The sequence below is a fragment of the Mycolicibacterium mageritense genome (assembly GCF_010727475.1).
GTDB classification, from domain to species: domain Bacteria; phylum Actinomycetota; class Actinomycetes; order Mycobacteriales; family Mycobacteriaceae; genus Mycobacterium; species Mycobacterium mageritense.
On sequence record NZ_AP022567.1, the window covers coordinates 4596015 to 4610999 of the forward strand.

At 67.3% G+C, this 14985-nt stretch carries 13 protein-coding genes; 4 read left to right on the forward strand and 9 right to left on the reverse strand.

Features of this window, described 5'->3' with window-relative positions; genetic code table 11:
* Positions 1-44: 44 nt before the first annotated feature.
* Positions 45-674, reverse strand: a complete 630-nt coding sequence (locus G6N67_RS22090) for a TetR/AcrR family transcriptional regulator (RefSeq protein ID WP_036428895.1) — start codon at positions 672-674, stop codon at positions 45-47.
* Positions 675-720: 46 nt separating this feature from the next.
* Between G6N67_RS22090 and G6N67_RS22095 the strand changes: the two genes are divergently transcribed.
* Both G6N67_RS22095 and G6N67_RS22100 read left to right on the forward strand, forming a co-directional pair.
* Positions 721-1503: a P-loop NTPase family protein gene (locus G6N67_RS22095; protein ID WP_230022129.1), complete on the forward strand. Its 783-nt coding sequence runs from the start codon at positions 721-723 to the stop codon at positions 1501-1503.
* Positions 1503-3464 carry a YhgE/Pip domain-containing protein gene (locus G6N67_RS22100; RefSeq protein WP_036434339.1) on the forward strand — a complete coding sequence of 654 codons (1962 nt, stop codon included), beginning with the start codon at positions 1503-1505 and terminating at the stop codon, positions 3462-3464. The genes G6N67_RS22095 and G6N67_RS22100 overlap by 1 nt, the downstream gene beginning before the upstream one ends.
* A 1-nt stretch (position 3465) precedes the next feature.
* On the opposite strand, the gene G6N67_RS22105 is transcribed toward G6N67_RS22100, so the two are convergent.
* Positions 3466-4362: a TauD/TfdA dioxygenase family protein gene (locus G6N67_RS22105; protein ID WP_036428893.1), complete on the reverse strand. Its 897-nt coding sequence runs from the start codon at positions 4360-4362 to the stop codon at positions 3466-3468.
* Positions 4363-4434: 72 nt separating this feature from the next.
* Between G6N67_RS22105 and G6N67_RS22110 the strand changes: the two genes are divergently transcribed.
* A complete protein-coding gene (locus tag G6N67_RS22110; RefSeq protein ID WP_036428892.1) occupies positions 4435-4989 on the forward strand; it encodes a TetR/AcrR family transcriptional regulator in 555 nt (184 codons plus the stop codon).
* A 3-nt stretch (positions 4990-4992) separates the two neighbouring features.
* On the opposite strand, the gene G6N67_RS22115 is transcribed toward G6N67_RS22110, so the two are convergent.
* Both G6N67_RS22115 and G6N67_RS22120 read right to left on the reverse strand, forming a co-directional pair.
* Positions 4993-7347 (reverse strand): glycoside hydrolase family 65 protein, encoded by a 2355-nt coding sequence (locus G6N67_RS22115; RefSeq protein ID WP_036434336.1) that lies wholly within the window; start codon positions 7345-7347, stop codon positions 4993-4995.
* Positions 7347-8090 (reverse strand): beta-phosphoglucomutase family hydrolase, encoded by a 744-nt coding sequence (locus G6N67_RS22120; RefSeq protein WP_036434333.1) that lies wholly within the window; start codon positions 8088-8090, stop codon positions 7347-7349. Before G6N67_RS22120 ends, G6N67_RS22115 begins: the two co-directional genes overlap by 1 nt.
* Positions 8091-8254: 164 nt before the next feature.
* Between G6N67_RS22120 and guaA the strand changes: the two genes are divergently transcribed.
* On the forward strand, positions 8255-9811 hold the full coding sequence (gene guaA / locus G6N67_RS22125; protein WP_036428890.1) for a glutamine-hydrolyzing GMP synthase: 1557 nt from the start codon (positions 8255-8257) through the stop codon (positions 9809-9811).
* Positions 9812-9817: 6 nt separating this feature from the next.
* On the opposite strand, the gene G6N67_RS22130 is transcribed toward guaA, so the two are convergent.
* The 5 genes from G6N67_RS22130 to G6N67_RS22150 are packed head-to-tail and all read right to left on the reverse strand — an operon-like array spanning position 9818 to position 14966.
* Complete coding sequence (locus G6N67_RS22130) at positions 9818-10726, reverse strand: MerR family transcriptional regulator (RefSeq protein WP_036428888.1); 909 nt, start codon at positions 10724-10726, stop codon at positions 9818-9820.
* On the reverse strand, positions 10726-12213 hold the full coding sequence (locus G6N67_RS22135; RefSeq protein ID WP_036428887.1) for a flavin-containing monooxygenase: 1488 nt from the start codon (positions 12211-12213) through the stop codon (positions 10726-10728). Before G6N67_RS22135 ends, G6N67_RS22130 begins: the two co-directional genes overlap by 1 nt.
* Position 12214: 1 nt before the next feature.
* The gene (locus G6N67_RS22140) at positions 12215-13135 is read right to left on the reverse strand and encodes a reductase (protein ID WP_036428885.1); all 921 of its coding nucleotides are present in this window, start codon (positions 13133-13135) and stop codon (positions 12215-12217) included.
* Positions 13135-13989 carry an SDR family NAD(P)-dependent oxidoreductase gene (locus G6N67_RS22145; protein ID WP_036428883.1) on the reverse strand — a complete coding sequence of 285 codons (855 nt, stop codon included), beginning with the start codon at positions 13987-13989 and terminating at the stop codon, positions 13135-13137. Before G6N67_RS22145 ends, G6N67_RS22140 begins: the two co-directional genes overlap by 1 nt.
* Positions 13986-14966 carry an alpha/beta hydrolase gene (locus tag G6N67_RS22150; RefSeq protein ID WP_081812594.1) on the reverse strand — a complete coding sequence of 327 codons (981 nt, stop codon included), beginning with the start codon at positions 14964-14966 and terminating at the stop codon, positions 13986-13988. The genes G6N67_RS22145 and G6N67_RS22150 overlap by 4 nt, the downstream gene beginning before the upstream one ends.
* Positions 14967-14985: the final 19 nt, after the last annotated feature.

The window sequence follows — 14985 nt, forward strand, 5'->3', positions numbered from 1 at the left end:
CTTAAGGGGCCGCATCCGGGCATGCAGTGGCAACCGCAGAACCGTCATGGCCGACCATCCTCGGGCACCGACGCCAGCAACGCGGTGATCAGTCGAGCGAGCATGTCGGAGTTGATCGTGCCGGGTTGCAGCACCTCTTCCATCGCGATGCCCGTCGTGATGGTGACGACGAGTTGGGCGAGGTCGGCCAGTTGCTGACTGGGCAGCACCGTGCCGGCCTTCTCGACCACGCGCAGCGCTTGCTCGGCGGCCGCGCGCCGGCGTTCGATGAGGCGGTCGCGCAGCTGCGGATCACGCATGGCGCGCAGCCAGTACTCGAAAAACACCAGGTGGTACTCGTTTTGGTCGTGGATCGAATCGAGAATCGACTGGCTGAGGGCCTGCGCGGTCGCGGTGGTGTCGCCGCCTCCGCTGTCGAACGCCGTCACGATCAGCTCGCCTCGGTTCTCGGATTGCCGGTCGAGGAGAGCGAGGAATAGTTCATCCTTGGACTCGAAGTTCGAGTAGACCGCACCCTTGGTGAAACCCGCGGCCTGACCGATCGCGTCGATGGTGGCGCCGGCGAACCCTTCGGCGGCGAAAACCTCCATCGCCGCGTCGAGGATTCGGTCACGCACCTCGTCGCGCGTGGGCCGGGTTCGTGCGGGTTTGACAGGCGACATGGGCAACAGCATACTCGCAAGTATCGAATGGATACTAGTCGGTATCGAAAGGGTTTTGATGACAGACGAGGGCGACGCCGCTGCACCGCAGGAGCAGGAGCCTGATCAGGCCGACGACGTCGCGGAGCCTCAGGACACCGCGGTCGTCGAGGACGCCGACGGCGGGGAAGCCGACGGCGAAGACGCCGATCCGGTGCTGATCGCCGCGACCGGTCTTGGTGTCGACGGCGAGCACGGGCCGCTGTTCTCTGATGTCGATCTCGAGCTCACGTCGGGCTTCCACGCCATTCAGATGCCCGGCGGGTGGGGCCAGACCGCGTTGTTGTTGACCCTGGCGGGCCGGCTCAAGCCCAGTCACGGCACCGTCACGGTGTGCGGTGACTCGCATCCGCGGGCCATCCGCAGGCACTGTTCGATCGCGGCCTTCGATGACATCGACGAGCTGGAGGAGACGGTCTCGGTGCAGACCGTGGTGGCCGAGCAGCGCCGCTGGCTTTCGCCGTGGTACGCACAGGTGCCGATAGAAGCCGGTGAGGCCGAACTGGCGCGCGTCTTCGGTGACATGACGCCGCCGTCGCCGCACACGTTCATCAGTGAGCTGTCGGACCTTGAGCTGTTCCTGCTGCGGATCACGTTGGCGCTGTTCTCGAATCGGCCGATCCTGGTGGTCGGCGACCTCGAACAGGTGCGGGACAACGCGCGGCGCGCCATCGCCGTCGAGCGGTTGGGCGCCATCGCGACGCAACGGACGGTGATCGTCGGCGTGACCAACCCGCTCGGCATCGATGCCCCCGACCACGATCTGCACGATCACCGCATCCTGACCGGAAGGGACGAATGATGCTGGCTGGACTGGCGTTCGGCTCGGAGCTCAAGCGCTTCGGCCGCAGCCGGATGACGCGCGCGGCGGTCGTGGTGCTCATGCTGCTGCCGCTCGTGTACGGCGCGCTCTATCTGTGGGCGTACTGGGATCCGTTCGGCCACGTCAACAAAATGCCCGTGGCGCTGGTGAATTCCGATCGCGGCGCAGAGGTGTCCGGACAGCACCTCAACGCGGGCGACGAGATCGCCAAGAGTTTGACCGCCGACGCGAGCCTGGACTGGCACGTGGTGGATTCCGTCGAGGAGGCGCGCCAAGGCGTCGACCACGGCAGGTACTACTTCATGGTCGAGTTGCCACCCGACTTCAGCGAGGCCATCGCATCGCCCGTGACGGGAGAGCCCAAGCAGGCCAACCTCATTGCCGTCTACAACGACGCCAACAACTACATTTCGACGAGCATCGGCCGGACCGCGATGGACCAGGTGCTCAATGCGGTGTCGAGCCGCATCTCGGGACAGGCCGTCAATCAGGTGCTGTCGGTCGTCGTCCAGAGCGGATCGGGCATCAAGCAGGCCGCCGACGGAGCACACCAACTCGCCGACGGTGCGGTCAAGGTCGACGACGGTGCCGGCCAGCTCTCGACGGGGCTGCACAGCGCACGGACCGGTTCGGCTCAGGTCGCGGCAGGCGCCAAGCAGCTCTCCGACGGCATCACCAAAGCCACCGATCCGTTGGTCACCGTCACCAAGGCGCTGTCGCAGATCGGCGGCAACACCGAGCAGTTGCAGCAGGGCGTCGACGCGTTGCGTCAGGCCAACGAGCAGATCGGCGGCATCGCCACGGCTCAGGACGATGCGGCCAATTCGCTGACGGCCGTGATCGATCAGCTGTCGGCCAGCCCGGATCCGGTGGCCAACAACGCCGCCGGAACGCTGCGCGGGATCCAGGATCAATTGCGCGGCCACGAGTTCACCCCGCAGATCCGGCAGAACCTCACCAATGCCGAGAATGCGGCAGTTTCGATGACCGAGTCGCTCCGCGGCCCAGGCAGCCCGCTGAACACGGCACTGAACCAGGTCGGCGCAAGCGGACAGAACCTCAACAACAAGCTGACCGAGCTCCGCGGCGGCGCGCAGAAACTGGCGTCTGGCAGCGCCGAATTGTCCAGCGGTATCGTCAAACTCGACGACGGCGCCACCGAGCTGAAATCGGGAACCGCGCAGCTGCGGTCGGGCTCGGCCGAACTGGCGACCAAGCTGACCGAAGGCGCCCAGCAGGTGCCGGACTGGACCACACAGCAGAAAGACGCGATCGCCGACACTATCGGTGGTCCGGTCAACCTGGAAACGGCGCACGAGAATGCCGCGCCCAACTTCGGCACCGGCATGGCGCCGTTCTTCATCACGCTGGCGTTGTTCTTCGGCGCCCTCGTGCTGTGGATGGTGTTGCGGCCGCTGCAGAGTCGCGCCATCGCCGCGGAGGTGCTGGCGATCCGTGTGGTGCTCGCCAGCTACCTGCCCGCGGTGATGATCGGCGTGTTCCAGGCGATCATCCTGTACTGCGTGGTGCGCTTCGCGCTCGGCATGCACGCCGCGCATCCGCTCGCGATGCTCGGTTTCATGGTGTTGATCTCGTGCGCCTTCATCGCCGCGACACAGGCCATCAACGCGCTGGTGGGCCCCGCGGTGGGCCGGGTGCTCATCATGGCGCTGCTCATGCTGCAGCTGGTCAGCGCGGGCGGTATGTATCCCGTGGAGACCACCTCGAAGCCGTTCCAGGTATTCCACAGCTATGACCCGATGACCTACGGCGTCAACGGATTGAGACAGCTCATCCTGGGCGGCATCGACTACCGGCTGTGGCAGGCGATCATCGTGCTGGTGTTGATCTGGGCCGGCGCGCTGACCATCTCGTGCCTGTCCGCGCGGCGTAACCGGCTCTGGAACATCACCAGGCTGATCCCGGCGATCAAGATGTGATTCAGACCGCCTGAAGCAGTGCGGCATCCGCGAGCGGTCGGCTGCGCCGGCCGTGGATGTCGACGGGGACGTCGCCGGCCAGCGTGACACGGTGCATGACGCGGCGCTGGTTGTCGTAGTCGTCGACCGCGCGGTGCTGGGTGGCCCGGTTGTCCCAGATCGCGACGTCACCGGGTGCCCAGTTCCACCGGACGGTGTTCTCCGGCACGGTGATTCGCCGCTGGAGCAGTTCGAACAACACGTGCGACTCGTGGCTGTCCAGGCCGAGGAAGCCGCGCGCGAAGTCACCGGCCAGCAGGGTGCGCTCGCCGGTCTCGGGATGCACCCGCACCACCGGGTGTTCGGTGCGGAAATCAGGTTTCTCGAAGGCCGCGCGCAGCTGTTGCTGTTCGTCGCTCAGGGTGACGGTGAGCGCAGCGGCATAGTCGAACCGATTGCTGTGCACGGCCCACAGGTTCTCGGTGAGGCGCTTGAGCGGTTCGGGCAGCGCGTCGTAGGCCGCGGCGGTCGAGGCCCACAGCGTCGAACCGCCGTATTCGGGCAGCGTCACGGCGCGCAGGATCGAGATGGCGGGGTAGTCGGGCACGAACGTGACATCGGTGTGCCAGCGGGTGGCCTTGGCGTACTCGGAGTCGATCGGTGTGATGAGCGGTGCGCTGTCCTGTTTGAGGGCGTGGTGCCCGATCGGAGTGCCGAGGAGCCGGGCGAACGCGTGCTGCTGCTCGTCGGTGAGGTGGTGTTGGTCGCGGAAGAAGATCGCTCTGTGGCGCAGCAGGGCGCTGCGGATCTCGGCGACGGTGCGCTCGTCGAGGTCGCCTCCGAGGTGGACGCCGTCGACGCGGGCACCGATGCGGCTGCCCAACTTGGTCACGGTCAGGGATGAGGTGGAAGCGGTCATCGGATGTCCTTTTCACTGTTCGGACGTGGTGTAGTCAAGTGACTACACGCTGACGTCCGCTAGTGTAGCCACATGACTACACCGACGCCACCGGCGAACCCGGTCGGTCGTGAAGAAGTGGTCGCCGCGACGCTCGCTGCCGCGGCGGAACTGTTCGCCGAGCGCGGGCCGGCCGCCACGTCCATCCGCGACATCGCGACTCGGTCCAACGTCAACCACGGTCTGGTCTACCGGCACTTCGGCACCAAGGAGCGGTTGGTCGGCGCGGTGCTCGAACATCTCGGGTCCACGCTGACCACGCTGGTCAACGGCGGCGCGCCTGCCGACGAGATCGAACAGACCATGGACCGGCACATCCGGGTCATGGCCCGGGCGCTGCTCGACGGCTACCCGGTCGGGCAGTTGCAGATGCGATTCCCTGGCGTCACCCTGCTCCTCGAGCAGGTCTTGCCGCGCTCCGCTGACGAGCGTTCCGCGCGCCTGGCCGTCGCCAACGCCGTTGCGCTGCAAATGGGTTGGCGCCTGTTCGAGCCGTTCCTGCGATCCGCGGCAGGTCTGGAGGGCGTAAGCGACGCCGAGATCAAGGACAGCGTCGGCGCCGAGATCGCCCGAATGCTCGAACCCTGACGGTCAGCCCGGCCTGCGACGCACCGGTTCGCGACCGGGCGGCTGCGGAGGCGGCGGCAGCAGCGGCTGACGCGGCTGCACCGCGACAGTGGTCGGCTTGCGGGTGTTGAGCACCAGGTCTTTGCCGGCGTGCCGGATGGTCAATGACCCGTCGGGCCCGTCCCGCAACGTGTAGGTCACCTCGGCGTGCTCGGCCTGGATGGTCAGCCGGAAATCCTTCCACCGCAAGCGGAACCGCAGGCACGCGATGCCGTCGGGCAGGTGCGGATCCAGCGACAGGACGCCTTCGTCGTCACGCAGCCCGCCGAAGCCGGCGACCAACGCAATCCAGGCCCCGGCGAGCGACGCCATGTGCAGCCCGTCGCGGGTGTTGCGGTGCAGGTCGCGAAGATCGATCAGCGCGGCTTCGTACGCGTAATCGTGGGCCAGCTCCAGATGCCCCACCTCGGCGCACATGACCGCCTGCGTACACGCCGACAGCGACGAATCGCGCGTGGTGCGCCGCTCGTAGTAGTCGACGTTGCGCGCCTTCTGTTCCGGGGTGAAGGCATGGCTCTGCCACTGCATCGCCAGCACCAGGTCGGCCTGCTTGAGCACCTGGGCCGGGTAGAGCCGCACATACGGTTCGTTCAGCAGCAGCGGATAGACGGTGTTGGACGTGAAATCCCATTCGGCCAGCGTGGTGAAGCCGTCACACTGCGGGTGCACCCCGAGCTCTTCGTCGTAGGGGATGTGCGCGGCGCCGGCCGCGTCGCGCCACGCCGCGGTCTCCTCGTTGGTCACCCCGAGCGCATAGGACGCCTCGGGATGGCGCAGACACGCGTCGGCGGCCACCCGAAGATTGTGTGCCGCCATCAGATTCGTGAACACGTTGTCCCGGACCACCGCGGTGTACTCGTCGGGACCGGTCACACCGTCCAGATGCCAGACGCCGTGGCGGTCATGATGACCGAGCGACATCCACAGGCGCGCGGTGTCGACGAGCACCGTGAGCCCGCACTCGCTTTCCAGCGAATCATCCCCGGTGACAATGCGATAGCGCTCGAACGCCGTCGCGATGTCGGCGTTGATGTGCCACGCCGCGGTGCCCGCGGGCCAGTACGCCGAACATTCCTCGCCGCGGATGGTGCGCCACGGGAAGCTCGCACCTTTCAAGTCGAGCAGCGCCGCGCGGTCGCGCGCGAGGTCAAGGGTCGACGCACGCCACCGCAACGCGTCGGCCGCGGCCTGCGGTTTGGTGTACGTCAGCACCGGCAGCACGAAACCTTCGGTGTCCCAGAACGCGTGACCGTCATAGCCGGTACCGGTCAGGCCCTTGCCCGCGATGGCGCGTCGCTCGGCCCGCGCGCTGGCCTGCAGGACGTGGAACAACCCGAACCGCACGGCCTGCTGGCAGTCCGGGTCTCCCTCGACCTCGACGTCGGCGCAGTCCCAGAACTCGTCGAGATAGGCGCGCTGGGAATCGAGCAGACCCTGCCAGCCGCTGTACCGGGCCCCGGTGATCGCGCCGGCAGCCTGATCACGCAGAGCCGGACGGGATCTCAGGCTCGACCAGCCGTAGCCGAGGTACTTCACGATGCGCAGCTTCTGCCCCGGACGCAGCCCACAGATCACCGTGGTGCGGGCCAGATCCTCGCGCGCGTCGGTGCTGACCTCGACCCGGCCGGGCACCTCGACGTCATGGTCCATCGCGGCCGCCACCATCAGGCCGCTCCCACGGGTGCGGTGTACCAGCAGCGCGCCCCGGTCGGTGTTCTCGTGGTGGACCGCTTGCAGCGGGTGCTTCAGCACCGCCGACACCCGTGGATCATCCGACGTCTCGGGCTGGTCCTCGTTGGTCACCAGCTCGGATTGCACTGTGACACGCACGAATTCGTCGAGTGCCTCGACGATGTACTCGATCGCGGCGACGCCGCGCTGCGCGAGCGACACCAGCCGCGTCGACGTGATGCGCACCTGCTTGCCCGCTGGCGAGCGCCACTGGGCGTTGCGGACGAGCGTGCCCGCCCGCAGGTCGAGGGTGCGCTCATGGTCGATCAATTCGCCGTAGCGCACGTCGAACGGTTCGTCGTCCACCAGCAGGCGCAGGATCTTGCCGTTGGTCACGTCGACCACCGTCTGGCCCGCCTCGGGATAACCGAAACCGGCTTCGGCGTACGGCAGCGGACGCACCTCGAAGAACCCCGCCAGATACGTGCCGGGCAGGCCGTGCGGCTCGCCCTCCTCGAGGTTTCCGCGTAGGCCGATGTGCCCGTTGGACAACGCGAACAGCGATTCGGATTGCGCCAGCAGGTTGAGATCCAGGCGGGTTTCGCGGACCTGCCAGGGCTCCACCGGGTAGGCCTCGTGGGTGATCATCATGATTGCGGCAGCAATTCGGCCAGGTCGGTGACGACGACGTCGGCGCCGTCCCGACGCAACTGCTCGGTCTGCCCGACGCGGTCGACCCCGACCACCACGCCGAAGTTCCCGGCATGGCCCGCGGCGACCCCGGACAGTGCGTCCTCGAAGACCGCGGCGTGAGCAGGTTCGACGCCGAGCAGTTCGGCGGCGCGCAGAAAGCTGTCGGGTGCGGGCTTGCCGGGAAGGTGCTCGTCGCGCATGGTCACACCGTCGACGCGGCATTCGACGAGCGGCGCCAGGCCGGTCACCTCCAGCACTTCACGGGTGTTGGCGCTGGACGACACCACTGCGCGACGCAGGCCTGCCGCGGCAGCTGCCTCCAGATATCGTCGCGACCCTTCGAACACGTCGACGCCCTCCTCGGTCAGGGTCTTGTGGAACATGGCGTTCTTGCGGTTTCCCAGCCCGTGCACGGTTTCGGCGTCGGCCGGGTCGTCCGGTCCGCCCTCGGGCAGCGTTATGCCCCGGCTGGCCAGGAAGGCCCGCACCCCGTCCTCGCGGCGCTTGCCGTCGACGTACTGCAGGTAGTCGGCTCTGATGTCGAACGGCACGAATGCTTCGCCACCGCCATCTGCCCTGCGCTGCAGGTAGTCGTCGAACATCGTCTTCCAGGCCTTCTTGTGCACACTGGCCGTGTCGGTGAGCACACCATCGAGGTCGAACAGGCAGGCCGTGATCTGCTCAGGCAGTCCGAGCACAGCGTCCTCGCTTTCTGCGACGTCTTCTTCATCATGCGGAATCGCCGTTGGTGCGGTCGTCTTAAACACGCCGAATGTCGGCACAGAGTCACACCGTGCACTGGCCAGGGCGTCTGTGCTGTGGCGACGAGGAGATCATCCGGACAGCTCTTTAGACTAGGCCGGTGGCTGCATCTCCCCGCCCCGTCCTCGTCATCGACTTCGGCGCCCAGTACGCGCAACTGATCGCGCGCAGGGTCCGCGAGGCGCGGGTGTATTCCGAGGTCGTCCCGCACACCGCCAGCGTCGAAGAGATCAAGGCCAAGGATCCGCAGGCCATCGTGTTGTCCGGCGGGCCGGCCAGCGTGTACGCCGACGGCGCGCCGCAACTCGACGCCGGGCTGTTCGACCTCGACGTGCCGGTGTTCGGTATCTGCTACGGCTTCCAGGCCATGGCCCAGGTGCTCGGCGGCACCGTGGAACACACCGGCACCAGCGAATACGGCCGGACCGAGCTCAAGGTTTCCGGTGGTGACCTGCACGCCGACCTGCCGGAGAACCAACCGGTGTGGATGAGCCACGGCGACGCGGTCACCGCGGCGCCGGAAGGGTTCAACGTGATCGCGTCGAGCGCCGGGGCCCCGGTCGCAGGCTTCGAGAACCGGGCGCGCCGCCTGGCGGGTGTGCAGTACCACCCCGAGGTGCTGCATTCCCCGCACGGTCAGCAGGTGCTCAGCCGCTTCCTGCACGAATTCGCGGGCATCGGCGCCACGTGGACCGCCGCCAACATCGCCGAGCAACTGATCGAAGGCGTACGGGCCCAGATCGGCGACGGCCGAGCCATCTGTGCGCTGTCCGGCGGTGTCGATTCCGCGGTGGCCGCCGCACTGGTGCAGCGCGCCATCGGTGACCGGCTGACGTGCGTGTTCGTCGACCACGGTCTGCTGCGGGCGGGGGAGCGCGCGCAGGTCGAGCGTGACTTCGTCGCCGCGACCGGCGCCAGGCTGGTGACCCTCGACGCCGCCGACCGCTTCCTGGAAGCGCTCACCGGCGTGACCAACCCCGAGGGCAAACGCAAGATCATCGGGCGCGAGTTCATCCGGGCGTTCGAGCGGGTGGTTCGCGACACCCTGGGTGACAGCGACGGAGAGATCGAGTACCTGGTGCAGGGCACGCTGTACCCCGATGTCGTCGAGTCCGGTGGCGGGACCGGCACGGCCAACATCAAGAGCCACCACAACGTCGGCGGCCTGCCCGACGATCTCAAGTTCAAGCTCGTCGAACCGCTGCGACTGCTGTTCAAAGACGAGGTGCGCGCGGTGGGCCGCGAACTCGGCCTGCCGGAGGAAATTGTTGGGCGCCAACCGTTCCCGGGACCGGGGCTGGGAATTCGCATCGTCGGCGAGGTGACCGCGAAGCGCTTGGACACGTTGCGCCGGGCCGATGCGATCGCGCGTGAGGAGTTGACCGCCGCCGGGCTGGACAACCAGATCTGGCAGTGCCCCGTGGTGCTGCTCGGCGACGTCCGGTCGGTGGGCGTGCAGGGCGACGGGCGCACCTACGGGCATCCGATCGTGCTGCGGCCGGTGTCCAGCGAGGACGCCATGACCGCGGACTGGACTCGCGTGCCTTACGAAGTGCTGGAACGCATCTCGACCCGGATCACCAACGAGGTACCCGAGGTCAACCGCGTGGTGATCGACATCACCAGCAAGCCGCCGGGCACCATCGAGTGGGAGTAGCGGCGATCACTCGGCGGGGTTGGTGGCGGCCTTCTCGACGTACTCGGTCAGCATCTGACTGACCACCGATTCGATGGTCGACTCGATCGACGCGGCCAGCGTGGCACTGACCGCGGACACGGCCTGGGTGCGGAACCGGATGAGCATCGTGATCAGTTCGGCGACTTCGGTATCGGCCGGCAGTGATTCGCCGGGCTTGATCCGATCGGACACCTGGTCCACGCCCGCCCGCACCAGGATCGAGCTGATCTGATCGAGCAGCGGTACCACCTGCTCGTGCACGTCGATCAACTTGCCGACCGGCACGCCGTACTGCCGGATCTCGTTGAACGCCTCGATCAGCTTGGGCCGCACGATGATTGCCTGGTCGCCGTCGAGCTTGAGCACGCCGTTGCCGACGAGCCTGTCGAATGCCGTGTCGTCGTCGATCAGCCGTTTGGCGTCGGCCAGCGGCATGCGCTCGGGTTTCTCGGTCGCCCAGTTGCCCGCGATGGCGTCCTCAAGGCCCAGCACATCGGCGATGTCCTTGCCCTGCTCCCACGCTGACAGCATCTCGTGGACGTGCGCGATGTTGTAACCCCGGTCCAGCATCGAGGTGATCAGCCGCAGCCGGGTCAGGTGGGTGTCGTTGAACAGCGCGATCCGGCCGACGCGTAATGGCGGATGCAGCAGGCCCCGGTCGCGGTACACCCGGATGTTGCGTGTGGTGGTGTCGGCCAGCCGGGCGAGTTCCTCGATGCGGTATTCGCCGGAAGCGGCCGCGCCGTGCGGCTGGACGGCGGCGTCGAACAGCTGGGACACCGCAGTCTCGATGACGTCGCGCGATCCGCGCCGGATCTGCCGGGGGGCCCGGCGCAGGCCGGTGAGGATGGTCGAGATGGCGCCCGCCGGCGGCCGGGGCTGCTTGGCCGCCATCAGGCCGAGGAGCTGATCGCGACCTGAGCGTCGCGTGCTGCTGCGTCGTAGTCGCCGAACCGGAAATCCCGCATCTGTCGAAGATACTGGGTCGCGAATCCCGGGTACATCGACGCGTTGAATCCGTCGGCCGTCAGATACCAACTACTGCAACCGCTCATCCACGTGGTCTTCGTGAGCCGCCGCTGCAGCCGTTCGTTGTAGCGCTGCTGCACCTCGGCGCGTACGTCCAGGTAACGCAGGTTGTTGCGCAGGATCGTGGTGATCCCGGTGACGGCGTAGTCGATCTGGCCTTCGACGTAGACCAGCAGCGAATTGTGGCCCGGGCCTGAGTTGGGCCCCGTCATCAGGAAGAGGTTCGGGTACCCGTTGGCGTTGATGCTCTTGTACGCCTGGGCTCCGCCCTTCCATTCGTCGGCCAGCGAGCGGCCGCCCAGACCCGTGACCGGGTACGGCGGACCGGTGAGGTGCACGTCGAAACCCGTCGCGAACACGATCGCGTCGAGGTGGTGTTCGATGCCGTCACTGGTGCGGATGCCGACGGGACTGATCGTGGCGATCGGCCAATCGATGAGCTTGCAGTTGTCGCGCTGCAGCGCCGGGTAGTAGTCACTCGATACCAGCATGCGTTTGCAGCCCGGCGTGAAATCCGGGGTGAGCTGCCTGCGCAGCCACGGGTCGGAAACCTGCCGGCGCAGATGGGCCTTGCCGAGCCGGGCCACCAGTCCCGTCAGCGGCGTGTCCCACACCATGGCCGTCGCGCTGGCCTCGTGGCCCCAGAACAGGATCTGGCGGGCGAGCTGTTGCGCGGCAGGAACTTTCGCGAACAGCGCGCGTGCCGCCGGTGGCGTGGCGATGTCCAGCCGCGGGATCACCCAGCCCGGCGTGCGCTGGAACACCTTGACGAAGCCCGCGGTCTTCACCAGCTCCGGGATGATCTGGACGGCGCTGGCACCCGTGCCGATCACCGCCACGCGCTTGCCGGTGAAGTCGTAATCGTGATCCCAGTTCGCACTGTGGATCTTGTGGCCTTCGTAGGTGTCGAGTCCGCGGATGTCGGGCCACTTGTGGTCCGGCAGGGGACCGGAGGCCAGCACCACGGTGCGGGCCTGAAATCGCTTGCGGCCGGTGGTTTTCACGGTCCACACTCCGTCGGCCTCGTCGAACGACAGCCCGTTGACCTCGACACCGAACTGGATCCGCCGGCGCAGGTCGAAGGTGTCGACCATGTCCTCGATGTGCCTGCGGATCTCGTCGGCGGGGGAGTAAGCCCGCGACCAGTCCGGGTTCTTGACGAACGAGAACGAGTACAGCAGCGACGGGATATCGCATGCCGCACCGGGATAGGTGTTGTCCCGCCAGGTTCCGCCGACGCGGTCAGAGCGGTCGAGGATGACGAAGTCGTCGACGCCGGCGTCGAGGAGCTTGATGGCGGTGCCGATGCCGGTGAAGCCTGCGCCGACGATCAGGGTGTCGTAGATGTGCATGTCAGGCCGCCGGCTCGTGGGTCAGCTCTTTGAACCAGCTCGGGATCGGCCGCAGCAGCGCCTTGGGATAGCGGTCCGATGCCCACACCATGGGGTTCGCGATCCAGTGGTAGGGATGGCGAGGGTTGGTGACCATGCGGCCATGCAGCTTGAGCAGCTGATACGCCGGTACGCGCCAGGTGTATTCGGCCCTCCCGCCCAACTCCTTGAACCGCATCATCGCCTTGTAGAGCTTCTCGGGCTGCAGGCCCATGTCGACGATGTTGTTGCGCATCCGATTGAGCAGCGGGACGTACATGAGCGCGCCGATGATGACTCCGGGGGACGCCACGTTTCCGACGAACTCGACCGCCAGCCGCCGTGCGCTGGAATGCCCGATCATGTTCAGCACCTCGAAATCGACTGCGATGTGCCGGGACTCGTCGTTGTTGATCTTCTCGAAGACCTGGTGACAGATGGGGTCGTCGACCTCTTCGAGCAGGAACTTGAGCAGGGCGCCATCGAGCGCGACCTCGAGCATCGGGATGACGGTGCCGAGCACCGACAGCGACATGTTGTCGGAGTAGGTGTCCAGCCATTCGATGGCGAGCCGGATGTTGACGTTGGGTTCGGGCATCTCACCGTCTTCGAGCATGCCCCACCGCTTCATCAGCGCCAGTTCGGCGTTGGCATGGCGCTGCTCCTCGGCGTGGAAGTAGCGGTAGATCTCGGCGATGGTCGGGGTCGGTGCCTTCTTGGCCAGCGCCGCGAAGCCACGCGCGCCGACGTTCTCGATCCAACACAGGTCGGCCATGAAGGCCTTGAGCTTGGGCCGCATCTCGTCGGTGATGGTCTCCGCGCCCGGGGCGTCCCAGTCGATGTCTGCCAAAGCCCACTGCCGGTCTTTGATCTTCGCCAGCATGCGGTCCATGTCCATGGCCATTACGAAACCTCCTCGTGACTGGTGACGCGGGTCGTCAAACCCACGGCGCGGGTGTAGATCGTCGGGGTGAGTCGCTTGATGCCCCAGCCGATCCGGGCATCGGGTTGCGGCATGCAGTACAGGCCGCCGCGGTCGTTGGTATCCAGGCACATCCGGGCGACGCGTTCGGGGGAGAAGCCGGTCCAGCGCATGAGCCGGTCGGCCAGCTGAGTGGATTGCGCTGTGATCCGGCCGGATTCGACGATGTTGGTCTTGACGAACGTCGGGCACAACACCGTGACGTTGATGTCGGTGCCGGACAGCTCGGCGGACAGGGTTTCCGACAGTGACAGCACGCCGGCCTTGCTCACGTTGTACGCGGCCATTCCCGGGGCCGCGCCGAACGCCGCCGCCGACGCGACGTTGATGATGCCGCGCGGTTGGTCCGTGTCCGCCGCACGCAGGATCGGGGTGAACACATGACAGCCGTGAATCGGCCCCCACAGGTTGATGGCGAGCACCCAGTTCCAGTCGTCGAGGCTGACCTCGCCGATCGGCTGCCCACCCGCTCCGACACCCGCGTTGTTGACGACCAGCGACGGTGGCCCGTCGAACCAGGTCTGGGCGGCCTCGGCGAGGCGGCTGACCTCATCGATCCGGGAGACATCACAGCGCAGCGCCGTGGCCTGGCCGCCGTCGGCGACGATGGCGTCGGCGGTGGCCCGGGCCGCGGCCTCGTCGATGTCGCTGCAGACCACACGGCCGCCGCGGGTGGCCAGCTCGCGGGCGAATGCCGCGCCGATCCCGCTGCCCGCGCCGGTGACGACGGCGTCGGCATGCCTGCTGCGCTTGCGGCCCGATCCGAAGAGGTTCATCCGGCCACCTTGACGGCGTTGCAGCGCAGGGACTCAGTGATGAATCCGGCGGCCTGTTGCATCGCGGGGGTGGCTTCCGGGCTGAGCCGCGGCAGGGCCTGGAAGACATGCACCTGATCGGGCCACACCTGCAGTTCGGAGTAGCCGCCGGCGGCGCGGATGTCTGCGTCGAGGGCTCGGGCGTCGGCGAGCAGCATCTCGGCGCCACCGGCCTGGATCAGGGTCCGCGGCAGGTGCCGTCCGTTCGCCACGTCGAGGGCAAGCCGGGGATGGCCGGGATCGATTCGGCCGCAATACAACCCGACCAGGCGAGCGGCGTCGGCGACCCGGATCGCCGGATCGGGGCGCAGGCTCTCCCTGGCGCGGGCCAGCGCGAACGACAGATCGATCAGCGGTGAGAACAACACGAGCCCGGCCGGGTGCGGAACCTCGGGTTGCAGGAGCAGGTCGACCGCCAGGTGACCGCCCGCCGAGTCGCCTGCCATCACGATGTGATCGGGATGCAGCCCGCGTTCGGTGCAGAGCCAGTCCCATCCGGCGCGAACGTCGTTGGCGGCGGCGGGGAACCGGTGCTCGGGAGCCAGCCGGTAGTCGACACAGAACACCGGCAGGCCCGTGAGCCGCGACAGCCATGCGGTGAGCCGTCGGTGCGTCTGGGGTGAGCACAGCGCGAATCCGCTGCCGTGCAGGTAGTAGATGGCGCGTTCACCTTCCACGACGCCGGGCCCGCGCACCCATTCGCCGACCACGCGCCGGCCGTCGGCCATGCGCACATCGACCGGTTCGACCCGGGTGCCCGCGAGCGATGGTCCGAAGGTGGCCATGATCCGCGCGATCAGCCGGCGTGACGCCCACAGTCCCCACGCGGTTTCTGGTGGTAGTGCGCCGCTGATCTGCCGCAAGGTGAGGCTGCTGGCCGTCGAGGCGCTACGGGAGCGCAATGAGCCGCGGCGCGGCGGGTGCTGGGTTCCAGACATGGTGGCCTCCTCATCGAAG